This window comes from Actinacidiphila epipremni, assembly GCF_012034175.1.
GTDB classification, from domain to species: Bacteria; Actinomycetota; Actinomycetes; order Streptomycetales; family Streptomycetaceae; genus Actinacidiphila; species Actinacidiphila epipremni.
Genome location: NZ_JAATEJ010000014.1, coordinates 81,382 through 106,787 on the forward strand (window position 1 = coordinate 81,382; position 25,406 = coordinate 106,787).

Consider the following 25,406-nt stretch of genomic DNA (forward strand, 5'->3'; position numbering starts at 1 on the left):
TCCTGCGGCGGGCGGGAAGGCTGGTGCGGACGACACCGTCTCGCCTGGAGGTCCCGCATGCCCGACGCGTCCACGCCCTCGACGCCCTCGCCCACGGAGCTGTCCGAGGACGAACTGCGGGCGCTCGACGCCCACTGGCGTGCCTCGAACTACCTCGCGGTCGGCCAGATCTACCTGATGGCCAACCCGCTGCTGACCGAGCCGCTGCGCCCGGAGCACATCAAGCCCCGGCTGCTGGGGCACTGGGGCACCTCGCCGGGCCTGAACCTGGTGCACACCCACCTCAACCGGGTGGTCAAGGCCCGCGACCTGGACGCGATCTGCGTATGGGGCCCGGGCCACGGCGGTCCCGCGGTGCTGGCGAACTCCTGGATCGAGGGCAGCTACACCGAGACGTATCCGGACGTCACCCGGGACGAGCCCGGCATGGCCCGGCTCTTCCGGCAGTTCTCCTTCCCCGGCGGCGTGCCCTCGCATGTGGCGCCGGAGACCCCGGGCTCCATCCACGAGGGCGGCGAGCTGGGCTATTCGCTCAGCCACGCCTACGGCGCCGCGCTGGACAACCCCGGGCTGCTGGTGGCCTGCGTGATCGGCGACGGCGAGGCGGAGACCGGCCCGCTGGCGGCCTCCTGGCACGGCAACAAGTTCCTGGACCCGGTGCACGACGGCGCGGTGCTGCCCATCCTGCACCTGAACGGCTACAAGATCGCCAACCCGACCGTGCTGGCCCGGCTCCCGCAGGACGAGCTCGACGAGCTGCTGCGCGGCTACGGCCATGAGCCGATCCATGTCACCGGCGACGACCCCATGGCCGTGCACCGGGAGATGGCCGCGGCGCTGGATACGGCCCTGGACCGTATCGCCGCCTTCCAGGCCGCCGCCCGCGGCTGGGACTCCGACGCGGGCGGGGCCGCCCGGCCGCGCTGGCCGGTGATCGTGCTGCGGACGCCCAAGGGCTGGACGGGGCCGCGGGAGGTCGACGGGCTGCCGGTGGAGGGCACCTGGCGCGCCCACCAGGTGCCGCTCGCCGAGGTGCGGGACAACCCGGACCACCTGCGGCAGCTGGAGGAGTGGCTGCGCTCCTACCGCCCCGCCGAGCTGTTCGACGACAGCGGCCGGCCGCGCGCCCAGGTGCTGGAGTGCGTGCCGGCCGGCGAGCGCCGGCTGGGGGCGAACCCGCACGCCAACGGCGGGCTGCTGCTGCGCGATCTGCCGCTGCCGCCGCTGGACCGCTTCGCGGTGCCGGTGGACACCCCGGGCGGGGCGCTGCACGAGCCGACGCGGGTCCTCGGCGAGATGCTGGAGCAGGTCATGGCCGACACCGAGGGCCGCCGCGACTTCCGGATCGTCGGCCCGGACGAGACGGCGTCCAACCGCCTCCAGGCGGTCTACGAGGCGTCGGGCAAGGCGTGGCAGGCCGAGGTCCTGAAGGTGGACGAGAACCTGGACCGGCACGGCCGGGTGATGGAGATCCTGTCCGAGCACACGTGCCAGGGCTGGCTGGAGGGCTATCTGCTGACCGGCAGGCACGGCCTGTTCTCCTGCTACGAGGCGTTCGTGCACATCGTCGACTCGATGGTCAACCAGCACATCAAGTGGCTGCGCACGACCCGCCGGCTGCCGTGGCGCCGCCCGGTGGCGTCGCTGAACTACCTGCTGACGTCGCATGTGTGGCGGCAGGACCACAACGGCTTCTCGCACCAGGACCCGGGCTTCATCGACCACGTCCTGAACAAGGCGCCCGAGGTGGTGCGGGTCTACCTGCCGCCGGACACCAACACGCTGCTGTCGGTCGCGGACCATGTGCTGTCCTCGCGGGACTACGTCAACGTGGTGGTCGCCGGCAAGCAGCCGTCGTTCGACTGGCTGACGATGGACGCGGCCCGCGCGCACTGCGCCCGCGGGGCGGGCCTGTGGGAGTGGGCCGGCACCGAGGACGTACGGCGCGGCCCCGACGTGGTGCTGGCGTGCGCGGGCGATGTGCCGACGCTGGAGATCCTGGCCGCCGCCCAGCTGCTGCGGCACCACCTGCCGCAGCTGGGGGTGCGGGTCGTCAACGTCGTGGACCTGGCGCGGCTGCTGCCCAAGGACGAGCACCCGCACGGGATGTCGGACGCGGAGTACGACGCGCTGTTCACGCCCGACAAGCCGGTGATCTTCGCCTACCACGGCTACCCGTGGCTGATCCACCGGCTCGCCTACCGCCGCGAGGGCCATGTCAACCTGCATGTGCGCGGCTACAAGGAGATCGGCACGACGACCACGCCGTTCGACATGGTGCTGCGCAACGACCTCGACCGCTACCGGCTGGTCATGGACGTCATCGACCGGGTCCCGGGCCTGGGCGTGACGGCGGCGGCGGTGCGGCAGCGGATGGACGAGGTGCGGCTGCGCCACCACGAGTGGATCCGCGAGCACGGCACGGACCTGCCGGAGGTCGCGGACTGGTCCTGGCAGGGCTGAGCCCGGTGTCCGGCGCGGGACCGCGGGCGGTCCTGCGCCGGCCTGCCGCCGTACCCCCCGTGGTGTGCGGCGGCAGGCCGGGCCGGCGGCCGGCACCGGGCCGGCCGCGTTCCGGTCACCCCGTGTACGGGGCGAAGGTCGACGCGAAGGCGTCGAGCTGGTTGTGCGGGAGCTGGTAGGAGGAGGGGCCGAGCAGGTAGAAGGAGCCGATGCCGGTCGCGGCGGCGCCCTCGATCCGCTTGCCGATCTGGCCGGAGGTGCCGGCGAGGGTGAGGTTGGCGGCGAAGCGCTCGGCGTCCTCGTCGCCGATGTAGCGGTCGGCGATGGAGACGGCGAGGTCCCAGCTCTCGGCGTGCGTGATGTCGGGGTAGACGCCCTCGACGACGTCGGGCACCTGGATGTCGATGCCGACCGCGCGCAGCGCCGCCCCGGCGCCGAGCTGGGCCATGGCCAGGCACAGCGGCTTGACCTGCCGTACGGCGTCGGCCTCGTCGGGTGTGACCAGGGTGTGCGCGGCCAGCACGATGTCGAGGTCGGCGAGGGTGCGGCCGGCCCGCTCGGCGCCGGCCCGCACGAAGCCGGTCCCGCGCTCGACCAGGTGCGGCGCGGTGCCGGCGGCCAGGATCACGCCGTCGGCGATCTCACCGGCGAGCGCGAGCGACTTGGGGCCGCTCGCCGCCATGTGCACCGGGATCTCGCGCCGGGCGTGCCGCTTGAGCCGCATCGGCCGGTCGCCGTAGGGGCCGGGCCAGCTGGCCTCCTCGCCGCGCAGCAGGCGGCGCAGCAGGGCGACGTTCTCCCGCATCCGGGCCAGCGGGGTGGGGCGCTTGCCGATGGTCTTGACGGAGCTGTCGCCGGTGCCGAAGGCGACCTTGGCGCGACCGCCGGAGATGTCGTCGATCGAGGCGACGCAGTTGGCGGTCACCGCGATGTGCCGGGTCTCGAAGTTGGTGACGGCGACGCCGACGCCGATCCGCTCGGTGCGGTCGGCCACCAGTGCCGCGGTGGTCCACACGTCGTGCCACAGGAACTGCGAGTCGGGGATCCACACGGTGTCGACGCCGGCGTCCTCGGCGCGGCGGGCGAAGTCGGCGATCTCCTTGGCGGGTGCGCACGGCGGCACCCGCAGGCCGAAGCGGAGCGGGGCGGTCACGCCGCCTCCAGGAAGTCGCGCACGGTGTCGGTGAACTCCTCGGGCATGCCGTCGGGCAGTGGGACCATGCCGCCCTTGATCTCCGCCACCCGGATGCCGGGCACCGCCTCGGCCCAGCGCGGCAGGTCGCGGTAGGCGACGTCGCCGGGGGCGCCGACGGCCAGGACGGGGCAGGCCAGCTCGGGCAGCCGGGTCTCCATCGCGTAGCGGGCGACGGCGGCGTGGCCCTCGTGCCGCCGGGGGCCGGCGGTCAGCGCGTCGACGATGAAGTCCTCCAGCAGGTCGGGGCGGCCGGGCGGGTAGTACGGCTGGCGCACCCGCCACAGCTCGGTGAGGTGGCCGCCGTCCTCCTGGACCTCGGCCCCGTCGACGTCGGGGCGCTGGGTGCGGCCGACGGCGTCGACGAAGGGGGTGCAGGAGACCACGAGCTTGTGGACCCGCTCGGGGTGGGCGGCGGCGACCTCGACGGCTATGACGCCGCCGGTGTGGTGGCCGACCAGGCTCGCCCGCTCGATGCCGAGCGCGTCCAGCAGCATGACGACGCCGGCGGCGTACTCCTCGACGCTGTCCTGGTGCGGGCCCTCGCCGGTGTGCGGCACCGGGGAGGAGCCCCCGTAGCCGAGGGTGTCCATGGCGATGGCGCGGTGGGTGCGGCCCAGCAGCGGCACCACGTACTGGAACTCGGTCCAGGAGCGCGGCGACTGGTGCAGCATCAGCACCGGGTCGCCCTCGCCCTCCTCCACGTAGTGGATCTGGCCTGCCGGGACATCGGCGTATGCACGGCGCATCTACGACCTCCTGCCAGCGGCATGAGTTGTATTCACTTCCGGGAGCTTAACGTACATCTCTTCGAACTTTGTGCACAGTTTCAGCGCTGCCGCAGCAGCGCGGTGCCCGGCTCGTCCAGCCGGAACGAGACGCTGTCGCCGTCCTCCTCGACGACGACCACCACGCCGTACGCCTCGCGGGCCGAGGCGACCGAGACATAGCCCGCCCGCACGTCGGCCAGGACGCGCCCGGCGGGGCGCTCGTACGGGTCGCCGTAGCCGCCGCCGCCTCCGAGCTCCACCACATGGCAGTCCCCCGCGTTGATCTCGGCCCGGCCCACCTTGCCGTTGGGGAAGGTGACCGGCTCGCCGTCGGCCCGTTCGATGTGGATGCCGTTGGGCAGGCCCGGCCGACCGCCCGCCAGGCCCCAGGGGGCGCAGGAGGTGCGCTCGATCCAGGAGTCCAGCCGCGCGGCGGTGTGCATCCGCACCCGCATCCGGGTGCCGAGGCCGCCGCGGTGCCGGCCCGGGCCGCCGGAGTCCTCGCGCAGCCCGTACTCCTCGACGGTGACCATCGGGTACTTGGACTCGATGACCTCGGCGGGCGCGTTGTGGGTGTCGCCGTCGTTGATGCAGATGGTGGCGCTCTGCCCGTCGGCGCGCGAGGTCGCGCCCCAGCCGCCGCCCTGCGGGCCGCCGAGGAACTGGAAGAAGCGGCCGGTGGCCTCGTCCACGCCGTAGCTCATCGTCATGCCGAGGTCGGCGTAGTGCCCGGCCACGACACCGTCGGGCAGCACGTCGGCGAGCGCCTTGAACACGCAGTCGACGACGGTCATCGGGTAGGTCATCCACCAGCGCATCGCGGCCGGCTTGGTCGCGCTGACCACCGTGCCGGGCGGCAGCACCACCTCCAGCGGGCGCACCGCGCCGGTGTTGATGGGCCGCCGGTCGGGCGAGGTCAGGCAGGTGAAGGCCACCTGCGCGGCCGAGCGCCCGGCGGTCGCACCGGAGTTGAAATAGCCGGCGACCTGCGGGCTCATCTCGCTGAGGTCGATGGTCATCCGGTCGCCGTCGACCACGACCCGCACCCGGATCGGCACCGGCGTCCCGGTGTGGACACCGTCGTCGTCCATGTACGCCTCGGCGCGGTAGTCGCCGTCCGGGATGGCGCGCACCGCCTGCCGGGCCAGCTCCTCGCTGTGGTCGAACAGCCCGGTGATGCCGGCCTGCACGGTGTCGGCGCCGTAGCGCTCCAGCAGGGCGCGCATCCGGCTCTCGCCGGTGCGGATGGCGGCGACCTGGGCGCGCAGGTCGCCCATCGCGAGGTCGGGGAAGCGGACGTTGGTGGCGATCAGCCGGGTCAGCTCGTCGTCCTGCACGCCCTCCTTGAACAGCTTCACGATCGGGATCTGCAGCCCCTCGGCGAAGATGTCGGTGGTGGTGCCGCCGAGCAGCCCGCCGACGTCCAGCCAGTGCGCCATCGACGCGGCGAACGCCACCAGCCGGCCCTCGTGGAAGACGGGCAGCGTGAAGATCATGTGGTTGAGATGGCTGCCCATGATGTAGGCGTCGTTGGTGAGCAGGATGTCGCCGGGCTTGATGCCGTCCGGGCCGTAGAAGGCGATCTTGGCCTTGATGGCGTCCGACAGGCCGCCGACGAACATCGGCAGGCCGAGACCGACCGAGATGGTGTCGCCGTTGGCGTCGAACAGGCCGACGGTGAAGTCCTGGGCCTCGTAGATGATCAGGTTGTAGGCGGTCCGCATCAGGTTGGTCTTCATCTCGTCGGTGATGGAGACCAGGCAGGCGCGGATGATCTCCGCGGTGATCGGGTCGGTGGCGGCGGTCGCGGTCGCCGCAGCGGTCGCGTCGGAGGCCGCCGCGGTGTCGCCGGCGGCCGGGGTGGTGGTGTCCATGCTCGCGCTCACTGTCCGATCGTCAGGAGGAGGTTGCCGAAGCCGTCGACCTCAAGGGTGTCGCCGGGCCGCAGCAGCGTGGTGGCGGTGGGCTCCTCGACCACGGCGGGGCCGGTGACCACATTGCCGGCCAGCAGCGCGTCGCGTGCGTAGACGGCCGCCGGCAGCGGGCCCTCGGCCGGCGTGAAGACGATGTCGCGGCTGCCGGTCCTGGCCCCGGCCGGCGGTTCGGCCTGGCCGCGGGCGACCTTGGGCAGGTCGGGCTTGAGCAGCGTGCCGACCGCCGAGACCCGCAGCGAGACGATCTGGGCGCGCTCCTGCGGGGCGCTGTGGCCGTAGCGCTCGCCGTGGGCGCGGTCGAAGGCGCGCTTGAGGGCGGCGCCGCCCGGCTCGTCGGGGACCGGGACGGTCACGGTGTGCTCCTGGCCGACGTAGCGCATGTCGGCGGCGCGCTGGTAGTCCAGGCCCTCGTAGCGGACGGCGCCGCCGCGCAGCGCCTGGGCGCACTCGCGCTCCAGGGTCGCGAAGGAGGTCTCCAGGGCGGCCTCGGTGCCGGCGTCGATGTCGTCCTCGGTGCCGAGGGTGCGCACCCCGGTCTGCACGATGTCGCGGCGTACGTCGGCCATCAGCATGCCGAGGGCGGCGAAGACCGCCGGGAAGGGCGGCACGACGACCTTGCGGATGCCCAGTTCCCTGGCCACCAGCGAGATGTGCAGCGGGCCGTTGCCGCCGTAGGCGAACAGCGCGAAGTCCCGCGGGTCCAGGCCGCGTTCGGTGGTGACGGCGCGTACCGAGTTGGCCATCGAGGCGGCGCCGATCGCGATGACGCCGGCCGCGGTGGCGACCGGGTCCATGCCGAGCCGGCCGGCGAGGTCGGCGACGGCGCGGTGGGCGGCGGCGCCGTCCAGCTCCAGGCCGCCGGCGAGCTTGCCGCCGGCCGGCAGGTGGCCGAGGACGACGGCGGCGTCGGTGATGGTGGCGGCGGTGCCGCCGCGGGCGTAGGCGGCGGGGCCCGGGTCGGCGCCGGCGCTGCGCGGGCCGACGTGGATGCCGCCGGCGTCGTCCAGCCAGGCGATGCTGCCGCCGCCGGTGCCGACCTCGACGATGTCCAGGCACGGGATGCGGATCGGCAGGCCGGTGCGGTAGCCGCCCAGGAAGTAGTCGCTGGCCAGCGGGAAGGTCAGATCGCGGATGACGGCGGTCTTGGCGGTGGTGCCGCCCATGTCGAAGGCGATGGCCTCGCGGTAGCCGAGCGCCTCGCACAGCGCGATGGTGCCGACGACGCCGCCGGCCGGGCCGGACTCCAGCATCTGCACACAGCTCGTGGAGGCGGTCGCGACGTCGCACACGCCGCCGTTGGACTGCATGACCGCCAGCGGCGCGCCGGACCCGGCGTCGGCGAGCCGGTCGTCGAGGCGGCGCAGGTAGTCGCTGACCAGCGGGCCGACGAAGGCGTTGGCGGCGACGGTGGAGGTGCGCTCGAACTCGCGGTACTCGCGGCTGATCAGATGGGAGAGGCTGACGTAGGCGTCCGGCAGTTCCTCGCGCAGGATCTCGCCCATGCGGATCTCGTGCGCGGGATTGCGGTAGGCGTGCAGAAAGGTTACGGCAACGGCCTCGACACCCTGGGCGGCCAGCCGCCGGGCGACCTTGCGGGCGGCGGCCTCGTCGAGTTCCCGGGTCACCCGGCCGTCGGCGCCGAGCCGTTCGGGCACCTCGTGGATCAGTTCCCTCGGGATGAGCGGCTCGTGCTTGGTGAAGGCGAGGTTGAAGGCGTCGGGGCGGTTGACCCGGCCGATCTCGTAGACGTCGCGGAAGCCGGCGGTGGTGACCAGGGCGGTGCGGGCGCCCTTGCGCTCGATGAGCGCGTTGACGACCACGGTGCTGCCGTGGATGACGAACGCCAGGTCGCCGGCGGAGGTGCCGGCCGCGGCCAGCCCGTCGAAGACGCCCTGGATCATGTCCTGGGGAGTGCTGAGGGACTTGCCCAGTCCCAGCTGTCCTGTGAGGTCGTCGTAGGTGACGACATCGGTGAAGGTGCCCCCGATGTCGACAGCCGCGCGCAGTGCCATGGTGGTCTCTCCTCGTCGATGCACGGTGGTGCCGCCGGGCCCGCGGGCCCGGCGCGCCGGCCGCGCCGGTGGTGCTCCGGGGCGCGGCACGGGTGGTGCGGGCGGGCGTTACAGGCAGCGGTGGGCGGCGAGGATGCCGCGCAGGGTGTCGTCCCAGCACTGCCGGGCCCGCAGGTACGCGTCCGCCGCGGCGGCGCCGTCGGTGCCCGAGGCGGCGGCGACGACCCGTAGGTCGGTGCCGGCCAGATGCGGGTCGGGCGGCGGGGGTTCCAGTACGGCGACCCGCCCGGCGCCGGCCAGCGCGGCCAGCGCACCGGCGAACCGGCCGGCGTCCAGGCCGACCGGCCGGACCAGTGCGGCCAGCCGGGTGGCGGGCAGCGCCCGGCGGGGCGCCGACGCGAGCGCGGTGAGCAGCGCGTCGGCGTCCCGTGTCATCCGCGGTTCCCGGACTGCGGGTGGTGCCGCAGCACCAGCCGTTCCGCGACGTCGATCGCGGCGTAGAACAGCACGCCGAGGACGGCGAGCGCGATGACGCTGGCGAACAGCAGCGGCACGTTCTGGTTGCCGCTGGCCGACACCGTCAGATAGCCCAGGCCCGAGCCGCCGACGATGAACTCGCCGACGACCGCGCCGATCACCGCGAAGGTCACCGCGACCTTCAGCCCGGCGAAGATGCTGGGCAGCGCGGTCGGCAGCCGCACCAGCCAGAACAGCCGCATCGGCGAGCCGCCCATGGAGCGGCCGAGCCGCACCAGGTCGGGGTCGATGCCGGTCAGGCCCAGCGCGGTGTTGACGATGACCGGGAAGATCGCGACCGACACGCCGATCACGACATTGGTGCTGAGGCCGAAGCCGAACCACACGATGAACAGCGGTCCGAGGGCGACCTTCGGCACGGCCTGCATCATCACGATCAGCGGATAGGCCACCCGCTCCACGGACTTGAAGAAGGCGACCGGGATCGCCAGCAGCACTCCGCCGGCGACCGACAGCGCGAAGGCGATCAGCACCTCGCGGGTGGTGAACCACGCGTGGTGCTGGAGCGGTTCGCGGTAGGTGCGGAAGGCGCTGGCCACCTGCGAGGGGGTGGGCAGCAGATAGTCCGGGGTGCCGCCGACGACGATGGCGATCTCCCAGGCCAGCCACACCAGCAGCACCGCGACGACGTACCAGACCACCGTCATCTGCGCGAGGCGGCCGGCGAGTTCGGCGGCGCCGCGCGGCCCGCCCCCGGCCGCCGCGCGGTCCGCGCCGAGGGTGTCGCCGCCGGTGCCCGGGTGCACCTTGTGCCGGGTGGGCGCATGCTGGCCGGTCCCGCTCATGGGCGGACTCCTTCCCTGTGGTCCGGTCGCCCGTCGTGGGCCAGCAGCTTGCGCAACCGGGCGGTGTACGCGGTGAACTCGGGCAGCTCGCGGATGTGGGCCCCGCGCGGGTGCGGCAGGTCGATCCGCACGTCGGCGATGATCCGCCCGGGCCGGGCCGACATCACCACCGCCCGGTCGCCGAGGAAGACCGCCTCGTCGATGCCGTGCGTGACGAAGACGACGGTGGCCCCCGAGTGGGCGGTGAGCGCGGCGAGTTCGGTGTTGAGGTTCTCCCGGGTGAGCGCGTCGAGCGCGCCGAACGGCTCGTCGAGGAAGAGCAGCGGCGGCTCGTGCACCAGCGCGCGGCAGATCGCCACCCGCTGGCGCATACCGCCGGACAGCTCACGCGGGTAGCGCTGCGCGGCACTCTCCATCCCGACCAGTGCCAGCAGTTCGCGGGCCCGGTCGCGGTGCGGTGCGGTCGGCTGGCCGCGCATCTTGAACTGCATGAGGATGTTGTCCTCGCAGGTGTGCCAGTCCAGCAGCAGGTCCCGCTGGAACATCACGCCTGCGTCGACCAGGGGTGCGGTCACCGGCTTGCCGCCGACGACCGCCGCGCCCTGCGTGGCCTTGTCGAGCCCCGCGAGGATCGCCAGCAGCGTGCTCTTGCCGCAGCCGCTGGGACCCAGGATGCTGACGAACTCGCCCGGGGCGATGGACAGGTCGATACCGTCCAGGGCCCGCACCGCCGCGCCGCGCGCGGAGCGGAAGGTCTTGCCGAGCCCCTCGGCCCGCAGCGGCAGTCCCGCGGCTGCCGCCGCCGGGTACTTCGCGGTGGTGCTCCCTGTCACGATCGCCTCCTGATCACGTCCCGGACGGCGGGTGCGTGCCCGCCGCGCCGTCTAGCACGATGCGACACTCAGCGGGTCCTTCCCGGTGAACAGCTCGTTGTCGTAGAAGCGGGTGCCGTTGGTGGCGCCCGCCATGCCGGCGTAGGTCTTCATCGCGTTGGCGGTGATCACCCAGTCGCGGTTGGCGTTCATACCGTAGGGCTGGTCGAGCTGCGAGGGCGAGCAGTAGAAGGGCAGCGTGGCCTTCAACGTACCGATCGCCTGCTGCGGGTTGATCTCGGGGTGCTTGGCGAGCAGGGCGTCGACGGCGGCCTGCGGGTTCTTGGCCGCGGCCTGGTAGCCGCGCAGCACGGCCTTGATGAAGGCGTGCACCTGGTCCGGGTCGGACTTGAGCTTGCTGGTCTTGACCACCATGGCGTAGTCGGGCGGGTTGTAGCCCGCCTGCGACTGCGGAAGGAAGGTCGAGGGGCGCTTGGCGAGCGTGGCCGCGAGGAACGTCGTGGTGTACACGGCGTCGACGTCCTTGTTGGAGGCGTAGGCGGTGGCCAGCGTGGTGGGGTCGGCGATGACCAGGTGGACGTCGTCCTTGGTCAGGTTGTCGGCCGCGAGGGCGGCGAAGACGTTGGCCTGCCCGGAGGCGGTGACCAGGACCTTCTTGCCCTTGAGCTGCTTGATGGAGGTGATGCCGGAGTCCTTCGACACGAAGAAGCCGTAGGAGCTCAGGCCCAGCGGGGTGGCGACGCTGGTGACGGGCATGTTCTTGCCGACGTCCAGGACCAGGTTGGTCGCCGAGGCCATGCCGTAGTCGGAGCCGCCGCTGTTGACGTCCTGGATGGTCTGCTCGGAGCCCTTGCTGTCCTTGATGCTGACGTCCAGGCCGGCGTCGGCGAAGTAGCCGAGCTTGGCCGCGTAGTAGATCGGTGCGTCACCACCGGTGGTGACGAACGGGCCGCGGTAGCTGACCTTGGTCAGCTTGCCTCCTTTGCCCGACGAGCCCGAGTCGCTGCCGCAGGCACTGACACCGACGAGCAGGAGACTGCCGACCGTCAGTGCTACCGCGCTGCGCAAGGTGCGTCGTGGGAACACGGGGTACGCCCTTCCTCGATTGCTTCACAGGATTGCTTCACGTTGCGTCGGAAGACGCGTGAAACCGATGGGTTCAAGGTGTCGCGCCTGGGCTGCCATGGATCCCATGGGGATACCGCGCACCAGGCTTTGTATCCAAAGAAGTGTGATTAGTATACACTCGGCGGGGAAGAGCGTACACGCGACTGGTGTCTTGCGCATTTCCTGGCTCATCTCGGATTCATCGACGCACGGGGCGCGGCGGGTTCCCCCCGCCGGACGCGTACGGACGGACTCGATCGACGGGGCTCATCTACGGGAGGAACGGGACCGATGCGACTGACCACGATCCGCTGGGAAGGCGGGACTTCGGCCGGCCGGGTGGACGGCGAGGTGATCCACCTGCTGCCGTACACCGATGTCGGCGCGCTGCTCGCGTCGGGCCCCGACTGGCGGGCGAGCGCGCTGATGCGCGCCGACGGTGCGACGGTGAGCTGCCAGGAGGCGGACTTCGCGCCGCTGGTGCCGCACCCGGAGAAGGTCGTGTGCGTGGGCGTCAACTACCGCGACCACGTGGCCGAGGTGGGGCTCGCGCTGCCCGACCACCCCACGCTGTTCGCCAAGTACAGCCGCAGCCTCATCGGCCCGTACGACGACCTGGTGCTGCCGGCGAACTCCGACGCGGTCGACTGGGAGGTCGAGCTCGGCGTCGTCATCGGCCAGACGGTGCGGGACGCCGACGAGGAGCAGGCGTGGCAGGCGGTCGCCGGCTACACCATCGTCAACGACGTCTCGATGCGCGACTGGCAGCTGCGCACCTCGCAGTTCCTGCAGGGCAAGACGTTCGAGGCGTCCACCCCGGTCGGCCCGTTCCTGGTCACGCCGGACGAGGTCGGGCACGCCCGGGAGCTGGAGCTGAGCTGCACCGTGGACGCCACGGTGATGCAGCGCTCGGACACCAGCCAGCTCATCCACGACGTCGGCAGCCTGATCTCCTACATCAGCTCCTTCATCACGCTGGTGCCCGGCGACCTGATCGCCACCGGCACCCCCTCCGGCATCGGCGGCGCCCGCCGCCCGCCGGTCTACCTGACCGCCGGTCAGACGCTGCGCACCGCCATCGCCGGGCTCGGCGAGCAGGCCAACCGCTGCGTCGCGCCGGTCACCGCCGCGAGCGTGCCGGGCGCCCGGTGAGGGCCGCCGCGGCGCGGCGCACGGGAGGTGCGCGATGCGCGTGATCGAGTTCTTCGACCGCGGGGTGTCCCTGGACCCGGCGGCGGTGGCCTTCGTACGGCACGACGGCAGCGAGCCGATGACGTACGGCCAGGCGCAGCAGACGACCCACCGGATCGCGGCGGCCCTGCACCGCGACGGGCTCGGCGAGGGCGACCAGGTCGCGGTGCTGAGCCCCAACGACCCGCTGGTCATGCCGTGCGTGCTGGGCATCATGCGGGCCGGCTGCCGCTGGGTCGCGCTCAACGCCACCTCCAGCACCGACGAGCTGGCCGCGATGCTCACCCTGGTCGGCGCGCGGATGCTGGTGTACGCGCCGCAGGCCGCCGGCACCGCGCGGGAGCTGGCCGGGCGGGTGCCGGGGCTTGAGCGCCTGGTGGCGCTGCGGCCCACCGGCGACGGCGAGCCGGACCTGGCGCAGTGGATGGCGCCGGAGGGCAGCCGGGTGGAGCTGCCGCCGCTGGACCCGGAGGGGGTGGCCGCCTACTTCGGCACCGGCGGCACGACCGGGCGGCCCAAGGCGGTGGGGCTGCCGCACCGGGCGCTGGAGACGATGATCCACGCCTTCAACATGCACCTGCCCGAGCGGCGCCCGGTCAACCTGGTGGCCGCCCCGCTGACCCACGCGGCGGGCGCGGCGGCCTTCCCGGTGCTGAGCCTGGGCGGCACCACCGTCATCCACGACGGGGTCTCGCCCGCGGCGATCCTGAAGTCCATCGAGGAGCACCGCGTCACCCGGCTGCTGCTGCCGCCGACCGCGATCTACGCGCTGCTGGACCACCCGGACGCCGGCCGCCGCGACACCTCCAGCCTGCGCTACTTCCTCTACGGCGCAGCGCCGATGTCGGTGGCCCGGCTGGAGCAGGCCATCAAGGTCTTCGGGCCGGTGATGGCGCAGTTCTACGGGCAGGTGGAGGCGCCGATGATGTGCGCCTTCTTCTCCCCCGAGGACCACACCGAGGCGCTGGCCGACCCGGCGCTCCACAAGCGGCTGGCCAGCTGCGGGCGGCCGTCGCTCGCGGCGAACGTCGGCATCATGGACGACGGGGGCCGGCTGCTCGGCCCCGGCGAGCACGGCGAGATCGTGGTGCGCACCTCGCTGCGGATGGCCGGCTACCACGACGAGCCCGAGCAGACCGCGGCGGTCGGCAGGCCCGGCGGCTGGCACGCCACCGGCGACATCGGTTACGTCGACGAGGACGGCTTCGTCTACCTGGTGGACCGCAAGCGCGACGTCATCATCTCCGGCGGCTTCAACGTCTTCCCCAGCGAGGTGGAGCAGGTGATCTGGTCGCATCCGGCGGTCGGCGACTGCTCGGTGATCGGGCTGCCGGACGACAAGTGGGGCGAGCGGGTGACCGCGGTGGTGGAGCTGAAGGAGGGCGCGGCGGCGACCGAGGCGGAGATCGTGGACCTGTGCCGGGAGCGGCTGGGCAGCGTGAAGGCGCCCAAGCAGGTGGTCTTCCGCCGGTTGCCGCGCTCGGAAGCGGGCAAGGTCCTCAAGAAGACCCTGCGGGACGAGTACTGGGCGGGCCACGACCGGCGCATCATCTGAGCCGCCGTCCAGCTATCTCCCTCCCCGCAGGCGACGGCGGGGGTGCCGCCGGAATCCCGGTGGCGCCCCCGCCGTCATGTTTCGCCGCCCTGTTGGCCGCCGTGCCCGCCCCCGCCTTCCCGGGCCGGGGTCACGGCCCGGGCCGGCTCAGGGCCGTACCGCGGTGCGGCCGGCCTTGGCCATCGTCACGGCGGCCGGCAGCGCGAAGGGCGCGTGCCGCTGCGAGGTCATCAGGTGCATGGCGGTGCCGGCCAGGTGGTCGACCGTCAGGTCCCGGGCCAGTTCGGCGTCGCGGGCGATGCACGCGTCGAGGATCGCCCGGTGCTCGGCGACCTTGACGGCGAAGACGTCCGGGTCCAGCAGCTTCAGGAACGCCCGCTGGTAGCGCTCGGCGTGGTCGAACTGGCGCCGCAGCTCGTCGTTGAGCCGGGCGCCGGCGCCGATCCGCAGGCCCTGGTGGAAGCGGCCGTGCGCGTCGGCGTCGGCCCGCGAGGTGGTCAGCTCCAGGTCCCGCTCCAGGCGCTCGAAGTCCTCGCCGCGCAGTATCGGCACGGTGAGCCAGACGGCCAGGCCCTCGCCGAGCACCCGCATCGAGTAGAGGTCGTCCAGGTCGGTCATGCTCAGCGAGCTGATCCGCACCGAGCGGTGCGGTCCGGCGCTGACCACCAGGCCCTCGCTGACCAGCTGCCGCAGCGCCTCGCGCAGCGGTGTGCGGGACACCTTCAGGCGTTCGGCCAGCTCCAGTTGGCTGATCTCGGCGCCGGGTGCCAGTTCTCCTTGCAGGATGAGCCGGCGCAGCTCGTCGTAGACGCTCTGCTCGCCGCCCTCCGACCTGACGGTCGTCTTCGCGGGTCCCGCCACTTGACGCCACCGCCTCTCTGTGTGTGTCCCGTTGTCGCACTCGCCGTAAACGCCATCGAATCGGACGGTACGACCCTGCTATTGTGCACAATTTCCTGGGGATTGGCCACAAGATCGCTCGTCGGGAGTACAGCGCCGGGGGAGGTGGCGGGTACGGCGGAGCTGCCGCGGGAGCGGCCGGGGCCAATGCGGGTACGGCCGGGGCGCCCGCGGGGCGGGCCGGGCCGTCGGGGGGAACTGCCGGGTGGGCGCGCGGCACGCGGGAGCGGCGGCGCGGACCGGAGTCAGCGGGGTAAGCGCGGTAAGCGGGCGCGCGGACCGGCGCCGCCGGGCACGGCGGACGTCCGCCGCCGCTCCGAGGCCGGGTCCTTCACCATGGCGCCCCGCGTCCTTTCGTGCAGGCCGTGCCGTCCGCTGCGCAGGGTGTCGTGTCCGCTCTGCGCGTCATGCTGTCCGCCCACAGTAGACGCCGCCGCCGGCCGTCCGGCGCCGAGGGCGGCAGCCCACCGCGGGGCCATCACCCGTACGGGAGCGGCAGTTTGCCGTGCCGGGGGTCTTTACGGCGTCGCCGCCGATGGTCTAGAACGACAGTCATCCGATGTTAGGTGAGCAGCGCCGGCGGTTTCCGCATGCGGCAGCGATGACGTGCCCGGAAGCCCGCGCATTCATCGGATTACTACGGCAACACTGCCCACCGCAACGCACCAAGAGCCGTCACCGACGCCCTGGAGGGCATCGTGCAGAAACTCCCCCGCCGCCCCCGGCGGGTTCCGTACAGACGGGCCGCCGCGCTGTGCACGGCGGTGCTCACCGCCCTCGCGGGCGCGGCCTTCGCGGACGCGGGCCCCGCCGCCGCGGCCACCGGCCCGACCACCGCGTGGCAGCACGGAAAGTTCGCCCTCGACCCGGCCGGGGTGGTCAGCCGCTCCGACCTCGTCCTGGGCGCCCCCAACCTCGACCCGACCGCCTCCATGCCGCTCGGCAACGGGTCGCTGGGCGTGGCCGCCTGGGCCGCGAACGGCTTCACCGCCCAGCTCAACCGCTCCGACACCATGCCCGACCGCAAGTCGCCCGGGCAGCTCACCGTTCCGGGCCTGTCGGTCATCTCGCACGCCGCCGACTTCCACGGGCAGCTCGACCTCACCGACGGGGTGCTCCGCGAGTCCGGCGGCGGCATGTCCCTCAAGGCGTGGGTCTCCGCCGACAAGGACGAGCTGATCGTCGACGTCTCCGGCGCCGACCCCGACGTCCCGCAGACCGCGACCGTCAGCCTGTGGTCGCCGCGCAAGCCCGCCGCCGCCGTCTCCGGCACCACCGGCACCCTCGTCGAGACCTGGGTGGACGGCGCCCCGCCGATCGGCTCGGGCAGGACCTTCGGCTCGCTCGCCGCGCTGACCGCCGACGGCCGCAGGGTCACCGCCTCCGTCGCGAGCCCCACCTCGGTGCGGGTGGACGTCACCCCGCACCGCGACGGCACCTTCCGGATCGTCGTCGCCTCCCCCGGCTGGACCGGCGGCAACGCCGCCAAGGCCGCCTCCAAGGTCATCGGCAAGGACGCCACCGCGTCCACCGGGAAGCTGCTGAAGAGCCAGGACCGCTGGTGGTCGGACTTCTGGGCGCACACCGGCCTGATCGCGATGACCTCGGCGGACGGCAGCGCCGACTACATCGAGAACCTGCGCACGCTGTATCTGTACGAAGAGGCCGCCTCGATGAAGGAGGGCATCCTCCCGGGCAGCCAGGCCGGCGAGGCCGACATGTTCGCCTGGAACAAGGACACCCAGACCTGGACGCCCTCCGCGTACTGGCTGTGGAACCTGCGCACCCAGATCGCCTCGAACATGAGCAGCGGCAACTACAAGCTGAACACCCCGATCTTCGACATGTACGCGCAGGACCTGCCCGCGATCGAGGCATGGACGAAGGCGCAGATGGGCGGCCTGCCCGGCGCCTGCGTGCCGGAGACCATGCGCTTCAACGGCAACGGCATCTCCCCGGGCGCCGGCGAGAACGGCTCGTGCAGCGAGCCCGGCAGCCCCAACTGGAACGCCCTCGACATCTCCTCCGGCCCCGAGATCGCCCTCTACATGTGGGAGCAGTACCAGGGCACCGGTGACAAGGCCCAGCTCAAGCGGTACTGGCCGTTCATCAAGTCGGTGACCGAATTCCAGCTGGCCTACCAGAAGCCGGGCGCCGACGGGCTGCTGCACGCCAACGCCAACGCGCACGAGACGCAGTGGGCGGTGCAGGACCCGACCACCGACATCGCCCTGGACCGCGCGGTGTTCCCGCTCGTCGGGCAGATCGCGCATCTGCTCGGCACCGACCGCGGCGCCGACAAGTCCCTGGTCGGCCGGGTCGCCACGGCCCTGAAGCAGATCCCGCCCTACCCGCGCACCGACCAGGCGACCCGCTCCCAGCTGCTCAACCCCGGCTACACCGAGGCCGAGACCGCGGCGGCCGACGCCACCGGCACCGACATGATCGCCATCTCCTACGAGCCGGCCGCCGAGCGCAGGAACGGCGAGAACATCGAGCTCGAACCGCTGTGGCCGTGGAACACCGTCAGCGACCAGGACCCGGGCCTCTTCGCCGTCGAGCAGCGCTCCTACGCCCACCGCCCCAACAAGGGCGGCAACGACTGGTCGATGGACGCCATCGACGCGGCCCGGCTGCAGGACCCGGCCGAGGTGCGGGCCAACCTGATCTCGCTCACCGAGGGCCACCAGGTCTACCCCAACGGCTTCGCCGACCTCGGCAACTCCGTCGGCTACCAGCCCTACATCGAGCAGGAGTCCGGCGTCGCGACCGCCGTCGCCGAGGCCCTGGCGCAGAGCTACGACGGCATCCTGCGCTTCGCCCCCGCGTGGCCGGCCGACTGGAACGGCGCCGGCAGCGTCTACGTCCAGGGCAGCACCAAGGTCGACGTGCAGGTGCAGGGCGGGCAGCTGACCACCGCGGCGATCGAGGCCGGCAGCAGCGGCAGCCAGCGCGTCAAGAACCCCTGGCCGGGCCAGAAGGCCGAGGTCGTGGACGGCAGGAGCGGCAAGGTCGTCGTGAAGGCCACCACCGCCGGCCTGTTCACCGTCCCCGTCAAGGCCGGCCGGACCTACCTCGTACGGCAGGCCGGCGCCGCCGCGCCGCCCTTCGCGCCGGTCACCGGCACCGCGCCCACCGCCGCCAAGCACCTGGGCGGCGTCACGCTCGGCCTCGACGCGGCCGTGCAGTCCGGCAGCGCCACCGTCGGCGCCGTCCTCGGCGGCACCGACACCCCCTACGGCCTGACCCGCGCCGACGACCCGGCGCACCCCACCACCGCGGCGGACGTCGCCGGGCTCACCGCCCGTACCGGCACCGACCTCGGCTTCGCCATCGGCGACGACGTGGCCGCGACCGGGTCGTACGACGCGAAGGTGACGGTGTCCTACTACGACGCGGGCACCGGCTCGCTCGCCGTGCAGTACGACGCCGGGCCGAAGGACCGCTACCGGCAGGCCGGCACCATCGCGCTGACCGGCAGCAACACCTGGAAGAGCGCCGATGTCACGCTGGCGGGCGGCTGGTTCGGCAACCTCCAGGCCGGCGGCGCGGACCTGCGGGTCCACTCCACGGCCGGGCCCGTCAGCCTGCACAGCGTCGCGGTCACCGTCACCGGCGCCTGGGTGCCGGACCGGCACGCCTTCCCGCCGGCCCCGGTCATCACCACCCCGCGCACCGGCGCCACCGTCAAGCTCGCCTCGTCGGTGTCGGGTACGGCGCTGCCGGACGGCACGGTCACGGTGGCCGAGGCGTCCGGGCCGCTGTGCACCGCCACCGCCGACGACTCCGGCGCGTGGAGCTGCGCCCCCGACGGCGGCTTCACCCCGGGCCGGCAGACCGCGACGGCCACCGCCGCCGACCCGACCGGGCTGGTCAGCGACGCCTCGGCGGCCGTCGCCTTCGACGCCTCGGACCTGCCGCCCGGCACCGCCGTGGTCGGCGCGGTCGTCGGCGCGACCAACCAGGGGTACGGCATGAGCCAGGACGAGCGGCCCTCGGGCGGCTTCGACGGGCCCACGACCGCCTCGGTCGTCGCGGGCCTGTCCGCCCGCACCAGCACCCAGAGCAACATCTACTTCGACATCGACGACTCCGTCGCCCACGCCGGCTACTACTCGGCCGCCTTCACCGTCTCCTACTACGACCAGGGCACGGGGTCGTTCTCCGTGCAGTACGACAACGGCAGCAGCGACCCGTACAAGTCGACCGCGAGCATCCCGCTGACCGGCAGCAACACCTGGAAGACCGCGACCGTGACCGCGGGCGACGCCTACTTCGGCGGGCAGCAGCACTCGGCGGCGGACTTCCGGCTGCGCAACGGCGGCGGGCAGGTCACCGTGCACAGCGTGGCGGTCGAGATCAGCGGCGACGGGGTGCCGGACCGCACGCTGTTCGCGCCGCCGGTGCAGATCACCGCGCCGGCCGCCGGTGACACGGTCGGCGCCGCCCCCGAGGTGCGCGGCACCGCGGAGCCCGGCGCGACGGTCGCCGTCACGGCGGACGGGGCGGCGCTGTGCACCGCGCCGGCCGGCGAGGACGGGACCTGGTCCTGCACCGCCGCGGCGGCGCTGGCCGCGGGGGCGCACACCCTCACGGCCGCCGCGACCGACCCGACCGCGACCCCGGCGCAGCCGGCGAGCGTGGCGGTGACGGTGGCGTGAGGCCCGGCTGACCCGGCCGGCCCGTCTGACCCGGCCGGCCGGTGGGCCCCCTCGCTCCGGCGAGGGGGCCCGCTCACCTCACGCGTGCCCGGCGACACCGCGCGGGCTGTAGTGCTCCTCCAGCCGGCGGCACTCCTCGTCGCTCAGCTCGACCTCCACCGACGCCACCGCGTCGGCCAGGTGGTGCGGCTTGGTCGCGCCGATGATCGGGGCGCTCACCCCGGGCTGCCGCAGCACCCACGCCAGCGCGATCTGCGCCGGGCTCACCCCGCGCTCGGCGGCGACCGCGGCGACGGCGTCCACGATGTGCCGGTCGCCGTCGAGGTAGAGGGTCTTGCCGAACTCGTCGGTCTCGCTGCGGGCGCTGGTGGCGTCCCACGGCCGGGTCAGCCGGCCGCGCGCCAGCGGGCTCCACGGGATGACGCCGACGCCCTGGTCCGCGCACAGCGGCAGCATCTCCCGCTCCTCCTCGCGGTAGAGCAGGTTGTAGTGGTTCTGCATGCTCGCAAAACGCGTCCAGCCGTGCCGCTCCGCGACGTACTGCGCCTTGGAGAGCTGCCAGGCGTACATCGAACTCGCCCCGATGTAGCGGGCCTTGCCGGCCTTGACCACGTCGTGCAGCGCCTCCATCGTCTCCTCGACGGGCGTGACGGGGTCAAAGCGGTGGATCTGGTAGAGGTCGACGTAGTCGGTGCCGAGCCGGCGCAGGCTGTGGTCGATCTCGCTGAGGACGGCCTTGCGGGACAGCCCGCCGCCGTTGGGGCCCGGCCGCATCCGGCCGTGCACCTTGGTGGCCAGCACGATCTCGTCCCGGCGGGCGAAGTCGGCCAGCGCCCGGCCGACGATCTCCTCGCTGGTGCCGTCGGAGTAGACGTTCGCGGTGTCGAAGAAGTTGATGCCCGCCTCGACGGCCTGCCGGATGAACGGCCGGCTGGTCTCCTCGTCGAGGGTCCAGGCGTGGGTGCCGCGGTCGGCGGCCCCGTAACTCATGCAGCCGAGGCATATACGGGAGACGTCCAGTCCAGTGGTGCCGAGCTTCACGTAGTCCATGGCCGGAAGCCTACGTTCCCGCCCGCTGCCGCAGACCGGGGGCCGTCAGGCGGCGAGCGCGGCGCGGGCGGCGGCGACGGCCTGGTCGGCGTAGCCGGTGCCGAACAGCAGGGTGTGGACCAGCAGCGGGAAGAGCTGGTGCAGCGGGACCCGGGCGGCGGCGCCGGGGGCGAGCGGGGCGGCGTCGGCGTAGGCGGCCAGGATGCGCTCCAGGTGCGGGCAGCCGAAAAGCCGCAGCATCGCCAGGTCGCTCTCGCGGTGGCCGCCGTGCGCGGCCGGGTCGATGAGCCGGACCTCGTCGTCGGCGCCCCACAGCACATTGCCGTTCCACAGGTCGCCGTGCAGCCGGGCGGGCGGCTCCGCGGGCCCGGCCAGGTGCGGCAGCCGGTCGCAGACCTGCTCGATGACGGCGGCGCCGGCCATGCTCATGTCGCCGGCGTCCACCGCGCCGCGCAGATACGGCAGGACGCGGTGCTCGGCGTACCAGCGCGGCCAGTCGCTGCCGGGGACGTTGGCCATCGGGGCGGCGCCGATGTACGCCTGCCGCGGCCCGCCGGGCGGGGCGGCGCCGAAGGCGGGCGCGCCGGCGGCGTGCAGCGCGGCGAGCGCCCGGCCGAACCGCTCGGCGGCGGCGGGGGTCGCCCGGCCCTGGGCGACCCGGTCGGTCACCAGCCAGGTCTCGTCCTGCCCGCGGACCTCGGGGACGCGTACCGCCCCGGCCGCCGCGAGCCATGCCAGGCCGGCCGCCTCGGCGGCGACCGCGCGGGGCGTGTCGGCGCGCTTGGCCATCACCACGAGCCCGTCGTCCAGTTCGACCTCGGTGAGCGCGCCGGTGCTGCGCCGCTCGGCCCGCACCCGCCGCCCGGTCAGCCGGGCGACGGCGGCGCCCGCCCCGCCGCTCACGCGTCCAGGTGCCCGCGCACCCAGTCCAGCAGCCCGGGGACGGCGGCCTCGATCATCGCCAGCATCTCCTCGAACCCGGCCGTGCCGCCGTAGTACGGGTCCGGTACGTCGGCGGCGCCGCCGGCGGTGGGGTCGAAGGACCGCAGCAGCCGTACCCGGGAGGGGTCGTCGACGAGCGCGCGCAGCGCCTTCTCGTGCCCGCGGTCCATCGCCACCAGCAGGTCCGCGTCCAGGTGCGGCGGCCCGATCTGCGCGGCGACGTGCTCCACGTCGTAGCCGTGGGCCGCCAGGACGTCCCCGGCGCGCTCGTCGATGCCCTCGCCCGCGTGCCAGCCGCCGATCCCGGCGCTGCTGACCCGGACGTCGCCGGCGAGGCCGGCGTCGCGCAGCCGCTGGGTGAAGACGATCGCCGCGGAGGGCGAGCGGCAGATGTTGCCCGTACAGACGAAGGAGATGTGCACGGCCTTACTTTATGACGGCGGTTTGTGACGGCCCCTCATGACCGGGCCTCATGACCGGGCGTCGTGACTGCGGCTCGTGACCGCGTCATGACCCGGCGTCATACCCGCGGCTCATGACCGGGCGTCTTAACCGGGTCTCGTACGGCGCTCTGGGCGGGTCAGCGGTCCGCCGGCTTCAGCAGCGGCGCGTCGCGGGACAGCTCGCGGAAGCCAGCGCCGTAGTAGAGCGCGCGGGCCGCCGGGTGCCCGGGGGCGCCCAGGCAGGCGACCGTCGCGTGGCCGGCGCCTGCCGCCCGGGCGAGCCGCATGCCGTGCAGCAGCAGCGCCCGCGCCAGCCCGCGGCGCCGGTGGCCGGGATGCGTGCCGACCGGCTCGAACTCGACGGTGCGGTTGGCCTCGTCGAGCCACATGATCGCCGAGGCGGCCATCGTCCCGTCCGGCGCCTCCACCAGCAGGTGCAGGTCGGGGCGGTAGCCGGCGGTCCGCCGGACGCCCTCGTAGTTCTGCGCGCAGTAGGCCGAGGGCGCCCAGGCCGCCAGGTGGGCCTCGACGGCGGCCTGCGGCCCGGCCTCGGCGGCGGTGCGGAAGCGGTGGCCGGCGGGCAGCGCGGGCTCGGCCACGTCGGCCAGGGAGCGCTCGTTGAGCTGCGTCCAGGAGCCGGTGTCGCCGAGCGCCGCGGGGTCGGGCCGGTAGCCGTGCGCCGCCCAGCGGGCGAGGGCGGACCGGTCCGCGGCGCCGGGCAGCACCGTGCGGTCCAGGCCGGCCGCGGTGTCGTCGTACCAGTCGATGACCTCGTCGAGGAGGTGGGGGTGCGCGGGGTGGACCTGGTGGGCCAGGTAGGCGGCGGTGACGTCCTTCACCGAGCCGTCGCCGCGCCGTATCCGGTGCGGGAGCCGCGCCCAGCCCCAGGCGGCGAGGCCGTCGCCGGCGAACCACAGCCGGCGGCGCCAGGTCGCGCCCTGCTGGGCGTGGTCCTTGCCCCACGTCCAGGCCAGCTCGCCGAACGAGGCGTCGCTGGTGATCAGTTCGGGGCGCACGGCGGTGACGCGCTGCGCCAGCCCCTGCATGAGCCGTACGTCGTCGGCGGTCAGGACTTCTGCGTCGGCCATGGAGGGACTGTGCCAGGGGCCGCGTACGGCAGTCGAGGCGTTTTTGACCGGCGGCTTCGCCCCCGCGGCGGCCCGGGGGCGGGCGGGAATGGCGTGCGGGCGGGGTGCGTTGGGTGCTGGCGTGACTACCACTTCCGAGACGGAAATCCTGCGCTACACCGCCTTCTCCGCCGACCCGGCCGGCGGCAACCCGGCCGGGGTCGTGCTCGACGCGGCCGGGCTCGGCGAGCAGCAGATGCTGGCGATCGCCGCCGAGCTGGGCTACAGCGAGACCGCGTTCCTCACCGAGCGGCACGGAAGCGGCGCGTACACCATCCGCTACTTCAGCCCGAAGGCCGAGGTGTCCTTCTGCGGGCACGCCACGGTCGCGACGGCGGTCGCGCTCGCCGAGCGGGACGGGCCGGGCGAGCTGGAGTTCGCCACTGCGGCGGGGACGGTACCGGTCGGCGTCGTCGAGCGGGACGGCGAGCTGCGGGCCACCCTGACCAGCGTCGTGCCGCGGGTGGCCGACGCGGAGGCCGCGGACGTGGCGGAGGCGCTGGCCGCGCTGCGCTGGGCGGCGGCCGAGCTGGACCCGGCGCTGCCGCCGCGGATCGCCTACGCCGGCGCCCGCCACCTGGTGCTGGCCGCCGCGACCCGGGCCCGGCTCGCCGACCTGGACTACGACTTCGCCCGGCTCGAAGCCCTCATGCACCGGCTGGACCTGACGACCGTGCAGCTGGTGTGGCGCGAGGGGCCGGCCGTCTTCCACGTCCGCGACCCGTTCCCGGTGGGCGGCGTGGTCGAGGACCCGGCGACGGGCGCCGCGGCGGCGGCCTTCGGCGCGTACCTGCGCGAGCTGGGCCTCGTCCCCGAGGCGGCCGAGCTGACGCTCCACCAGGGCGCGGACATGGGCCGCCCCGGCACCCTCACGGTCACCCTGCACGCCGGCGACCCCCGGGTCCGGGTGACCGGCACGGGCACCCGGATCGGCTGACGGCTCCGGGGGCGCGGCGGGCGGGTCAGGTGCGGACGGTCAGGACGTCCGTGAGGTCGATGCGCTCGTAGAACTCGCTCCGGATGTGGTCGGCGAGGTCGCTGACGCGCTCGGAGCCGTCGTCGGCCGGGTCGACGGTGATACGGAACGGGCGCTGCCCCTTGGGGGTGTCGACGGCCCGCACGATGGCGCGGGCGACCTCGGCCGGGTCGGCGTCGGGCGGCGAGAGCTCGGCCAGCCGGCCGGCGACCTGGTCCTCCAGGCCCGCGTACTCCGCCTCGTACGCCCGCGCGGTCTCCTCGTCCTGCGGGCGCATCGCGTGGGCGAAGTGGTTGGTGCCCGAGGTGTAGGAGCCGGGGACGACGATGACCGAGTCGATGCCGAACCGGGAGAGCTCGACCGCATAGCCCTTGGCCACGTGGTCCTCCGCCGCCTTGGCGCCGAAGTACGGGCCGAGGTAGGGGGGCGTGCCGCCGAAGGTGCTGGTGGAGCCCACCCAGAGCAGCAGGCCGTCGCGGCGGGCCCGCATCTGCGGCAGGACGGCCCGGTTGAGGCGCTGCGTGGACAGGACGTTGGTGTCGTAGAGCTGGGCGAGCTGCTCGGGGGTGAACGCCTCCGTGGGGCCGGTCGACATATGGCCGGCGTTGTGCACCACTACGTCGATCGGGCCGGCCTCGGCGGTGACCTCGCGGACGCCGCGCTCGACGGACTCCTCGTCGGAGACGTCGAGCTCGACGGTGTGCAGCCGCACATCGTGCTCGCCGGCGTACGTACGGGCGTCGGCGACCGCCTGCGCGTTGTGGCCCCCGGTGTCCCGCATCCCGGCGTAGACCGTGTGGCCGGCGTCGGCCAGCGCGCGGGCGGTCATGGCGCCGAAGCCGCTGGACGCTCCGCTGATGAGGATGGTCTTGGGCATGGGTTTCCTCCTGACGGTGCTGCCGCGGTGCGAGCCCGGTCACCTATCAGT

19 protein-coding genes are annotated in these 25,406 nt (G+C 73.5%); 5 read left to right on the forward strand and 14 right to left on the reverse strand.

Annotation, left to right across the window (positions count from 1 at the left end; translation table 11 throughout):
• The first annotated feature begins 57 nt into the window (after positions 1-57).
• Entirely contained in the window at positions 58-2,463 is a 2,406-nt protein-coding gene (locus HCN08_RS18195) for a phosphoketolase family protein (RefSeq protein WP_167984186.1), read from the forward strand.
• Between the two features lie 115 nt (positions 2,464-2,578).
• On the opposite strand, the gene HCN08_RS18200 is transcribed toward HCN08_RS18195, so the two are convergent.
• The 8 genes from HCN08_RS18200 to HCN08_RS18235 form a co-directional block, all read right to left on the reverse strand.
• Positions 2,579-3,616, reverse strand: coding sequence for an LLM class flavin-dependent oxidoreductase (locus tag HCN08_RS18200; RefSeq protein WP_167984187.1), 1,038 nt, complete (start codon positions 3,614-3,616; stop codon positions 2,579-2,581).
• The gene (locus HCN08_RS18205; RefSeq protein ID WP_167984188.1) at positions 3,613-4,404 is read right to left on the reverse strand and encodes an alpha/beta fold hydrolase; all 792 of its coding nucleotides are present in this window, start codon (positions 4,402-4,404) and stop codon (positions 3,613-3,615) included. Before HCN08_RS18205 ends, HCN08_RS18200 begins: the two co-directional genes overlap by 4 nt.
• Positions 4,405-4,484: 80 nt before the next feature.
• Positions 4,485-6,311, reverse strand: coding sequence for a hydantoinase B/oxoprolinase family protein (locus tag HCN08_RS18210; RefSeq protein ID WP_206318932.1), 1,827 nt, complete (start codon positions 6,309-6,311; stop codon positions 4,485-4,487).
• Positions 6,308-8,371, reverse strand: coding sequence for a hydantoinase/oxoprolinase family protein (locus tag HCN08_RS18215; protein WP_167984189.1), 2,064 nt, complete (start codon positions 8,369-8,371; stop codon positions 6,308-6,310). The genes HCN08_RS18210 and HCN08_RS18215 overlap by 4 nt, the downstream gene beginning before the upstream one ends.
• 108 nt (positions 8,372-8,479) lie before the next feature.
• Entirely contained in the window at positions 8,480-8,806 is a 327-nt protein-coding gene (locus HCN08_RS18220) for a hypothetical protein (RefSeq protein WP_167984190.1), read from the reverse strand.
• Entirely contained in the window at positions 8,803-9,693 is an 891-nt protein-coding gene (locus tag HCN08_RS18225; RefSeq protein ID WP_167984191.1) for an ABC transporter permease, read from the reverse strand. Before HCN08_RS18225 ends, HCN08_RS18220 begins: the two co-directional genes overlap by 4 nt.
• Positions 9,690-10,526 carry an ABC transporter ATP-binding protein gene (locus HCN08_RS18230; RefSeq protein ID WP_322974527.1) on the reverse strand — a complete coding sequence of 279 codons (837 nt, stop codon included), beginning with the start codon at positions 10,524-10,526 and terminating at the stop codon, positions 9,690-9,692. The genes HCN08_RS18225 and HCN08_RS18230 overlap by 4 nt, the downstream gene beginning before the upstream one ends.
• A 51-nt stretch (positions 10,527-10,577) precedes the next feature.
• The gene (locus tag HCN08_RS18235; protein ID WP_167984192.1) at positions 10,578-11,612 is read right to left on the reverse strand and encodes an ABC transporter substrate-binding protein; all 1,035 of its coding nucleotides are present in this window, start codon (positions 11,610-11,612) and stop codon (positions 10,578-10,580) included.
• 312 nt (positions 11,613-11,924) lie between these two features.
• Here HCN08_RS18235 and HCN08_RS18240 point away from each other — a divergent pair, with 312 nt between their 5' ends.
• Together HCN08_RS18240 and HCN08_RS18245 are read left to right on the forward strand one after the other, a co-directional pair.
• Entirely contained in the window at positions 11,925-12,785 is an 861-nt protein-coding gene (locus tag HCN08_RS18240; RefSeq protein WP_167984193.1) for a fumarylacetoacetate hydrolase family protein, read from the forward strand.
• 34 nt (positions 12,786-12,819) lie between these two features.
• Positions 12,820-14,379: an AMP-binding protein gene (locus HCN08_RS18245; protein ID WP_167984194.1), complete on the forward strand. Its 1,560-nt coding sequence runs from the start codon at positions 12,820-12,822 to the stop codon at positions 14,377-14,379.
• Between the two features lie 147 nt (positions 14,380-14,526).
• Here the strand turns inward: HCN08_RS18245 and HCN08_RS36615 are convergent, their stop codons facing one another.
• Entirely contained in the window at positions 14,527-15,240 is a 714-nt protein-coding gene (locus HCN08_RS36615) for a GntR family transcriptional regulator (RefSeq protein WP_167984195.1), read from the reverse strand.
• A gap of 737 nt (positions 15,241-15,977) precedes the next feature.
• Between HCN08_RS36615 and HCN08_RS36620 the strand changes: the two genes are divergently transcribed.
• A complete protein-coding gene (locus tag HCN08_RS36620; RefSeq protein WP_167984196.1) occupies positions 15,978-19,940 on the forward strand; it encodes an Ig-like domain-containing protein in 3,963 nt (1,320 codons plus the stop codon).
• A 78-nt stretch (positions 19,941-20,018) separates the two neighbouring features.
• On the opposite strand, the gene HCN08_RS18260 is transcribed toward HCN08_RS36620, so the two are convergent.
• The 4 genes from HCN08_RS18260 to HCN08_RS18275 form a co-directional block, all read right to left on the reverse strand.
• Positions 20,019-20,990 carry an aldo/keto reductase gene (locus tag HCN08_RS18260; protein ID WP_167984197.1) on the reverse strand — a complete coding sequence of 324 codons (972 nt, stop codon included), beginning with the start codon at positions 20,988-20,990 and terminating at the stop codon, positions 20,019-20,021.
• Between the two features lie 45 nt (positions 20,991-21,035).
• A complete protein-coding gene (locus tag HCN08_RS18265; protein ID WP_322974528.1) occupies positions 21,036-21,893 on the reverse strand; it encodes a fructosamine kinase family protein in 858 nt (285 codons plus the stop codon).
• Complete coding sequence (locus HCN08_RS18270; RefSeq protein WP_167984198.1) at positions 21,890-22,354, reverse strand: low molecular weight protein-tyrosine-phosphatase; 465 nt, start codon at positions 22,352-22,354, stop codon at positions 21,890-21,892. The genes HCN08_RS18265 and HCN08_RS18270 overlap by 4 nt, the downstream gene beginning before the upstream one ends.
• A gap of 158 nt (positions 22,355-22,512) precedes the next feature.
• A complete protein-coding gene (locus HCN08_RS18275) occupies positions 22,513-23,463 on the reverse strand; it encodes a GNAT family N-acetyltransferase (protein WP_167984199.1) in 951 nt (316 codons plus the stop codon).
• An 88-nt stretch (positions 23,464-23,551) separates the two neighbouring features.
• Between HCN08_RS18275 and HCN08_RS18280 the strand changes: the two genes are divergently transcribed.
• Positions 23,552-24,439: a PhzF family phenazine biosynthesis isomerase gene (locus HCN08_RS18280; protein ID WP_167984256.1), complete on the forward strand. Its 888-nt coding sequence runs from the start codon at positions 23,552-23,554 to the stop codon at positions 24,437-24,439.
• 25 nt (positions 24,440-24,464) lie between these two features.
• Here HCN08_RS18280 and HCN08_RS18285 read toward each other — a convergent pair whose 3' ends face one another.
• A complete protein-coding gene (locus HCN08_RS18285) occupies positions 24,465-25,355 on the reverse strand; it encodes an SDR family oxidoreductase (RefSeq protein WP_167984200.1) in 891 nt (296 codons plus the stop codon).
• Between the last annotated feature and the right edge of the window lie 51 nt (positions 25,356-25,406).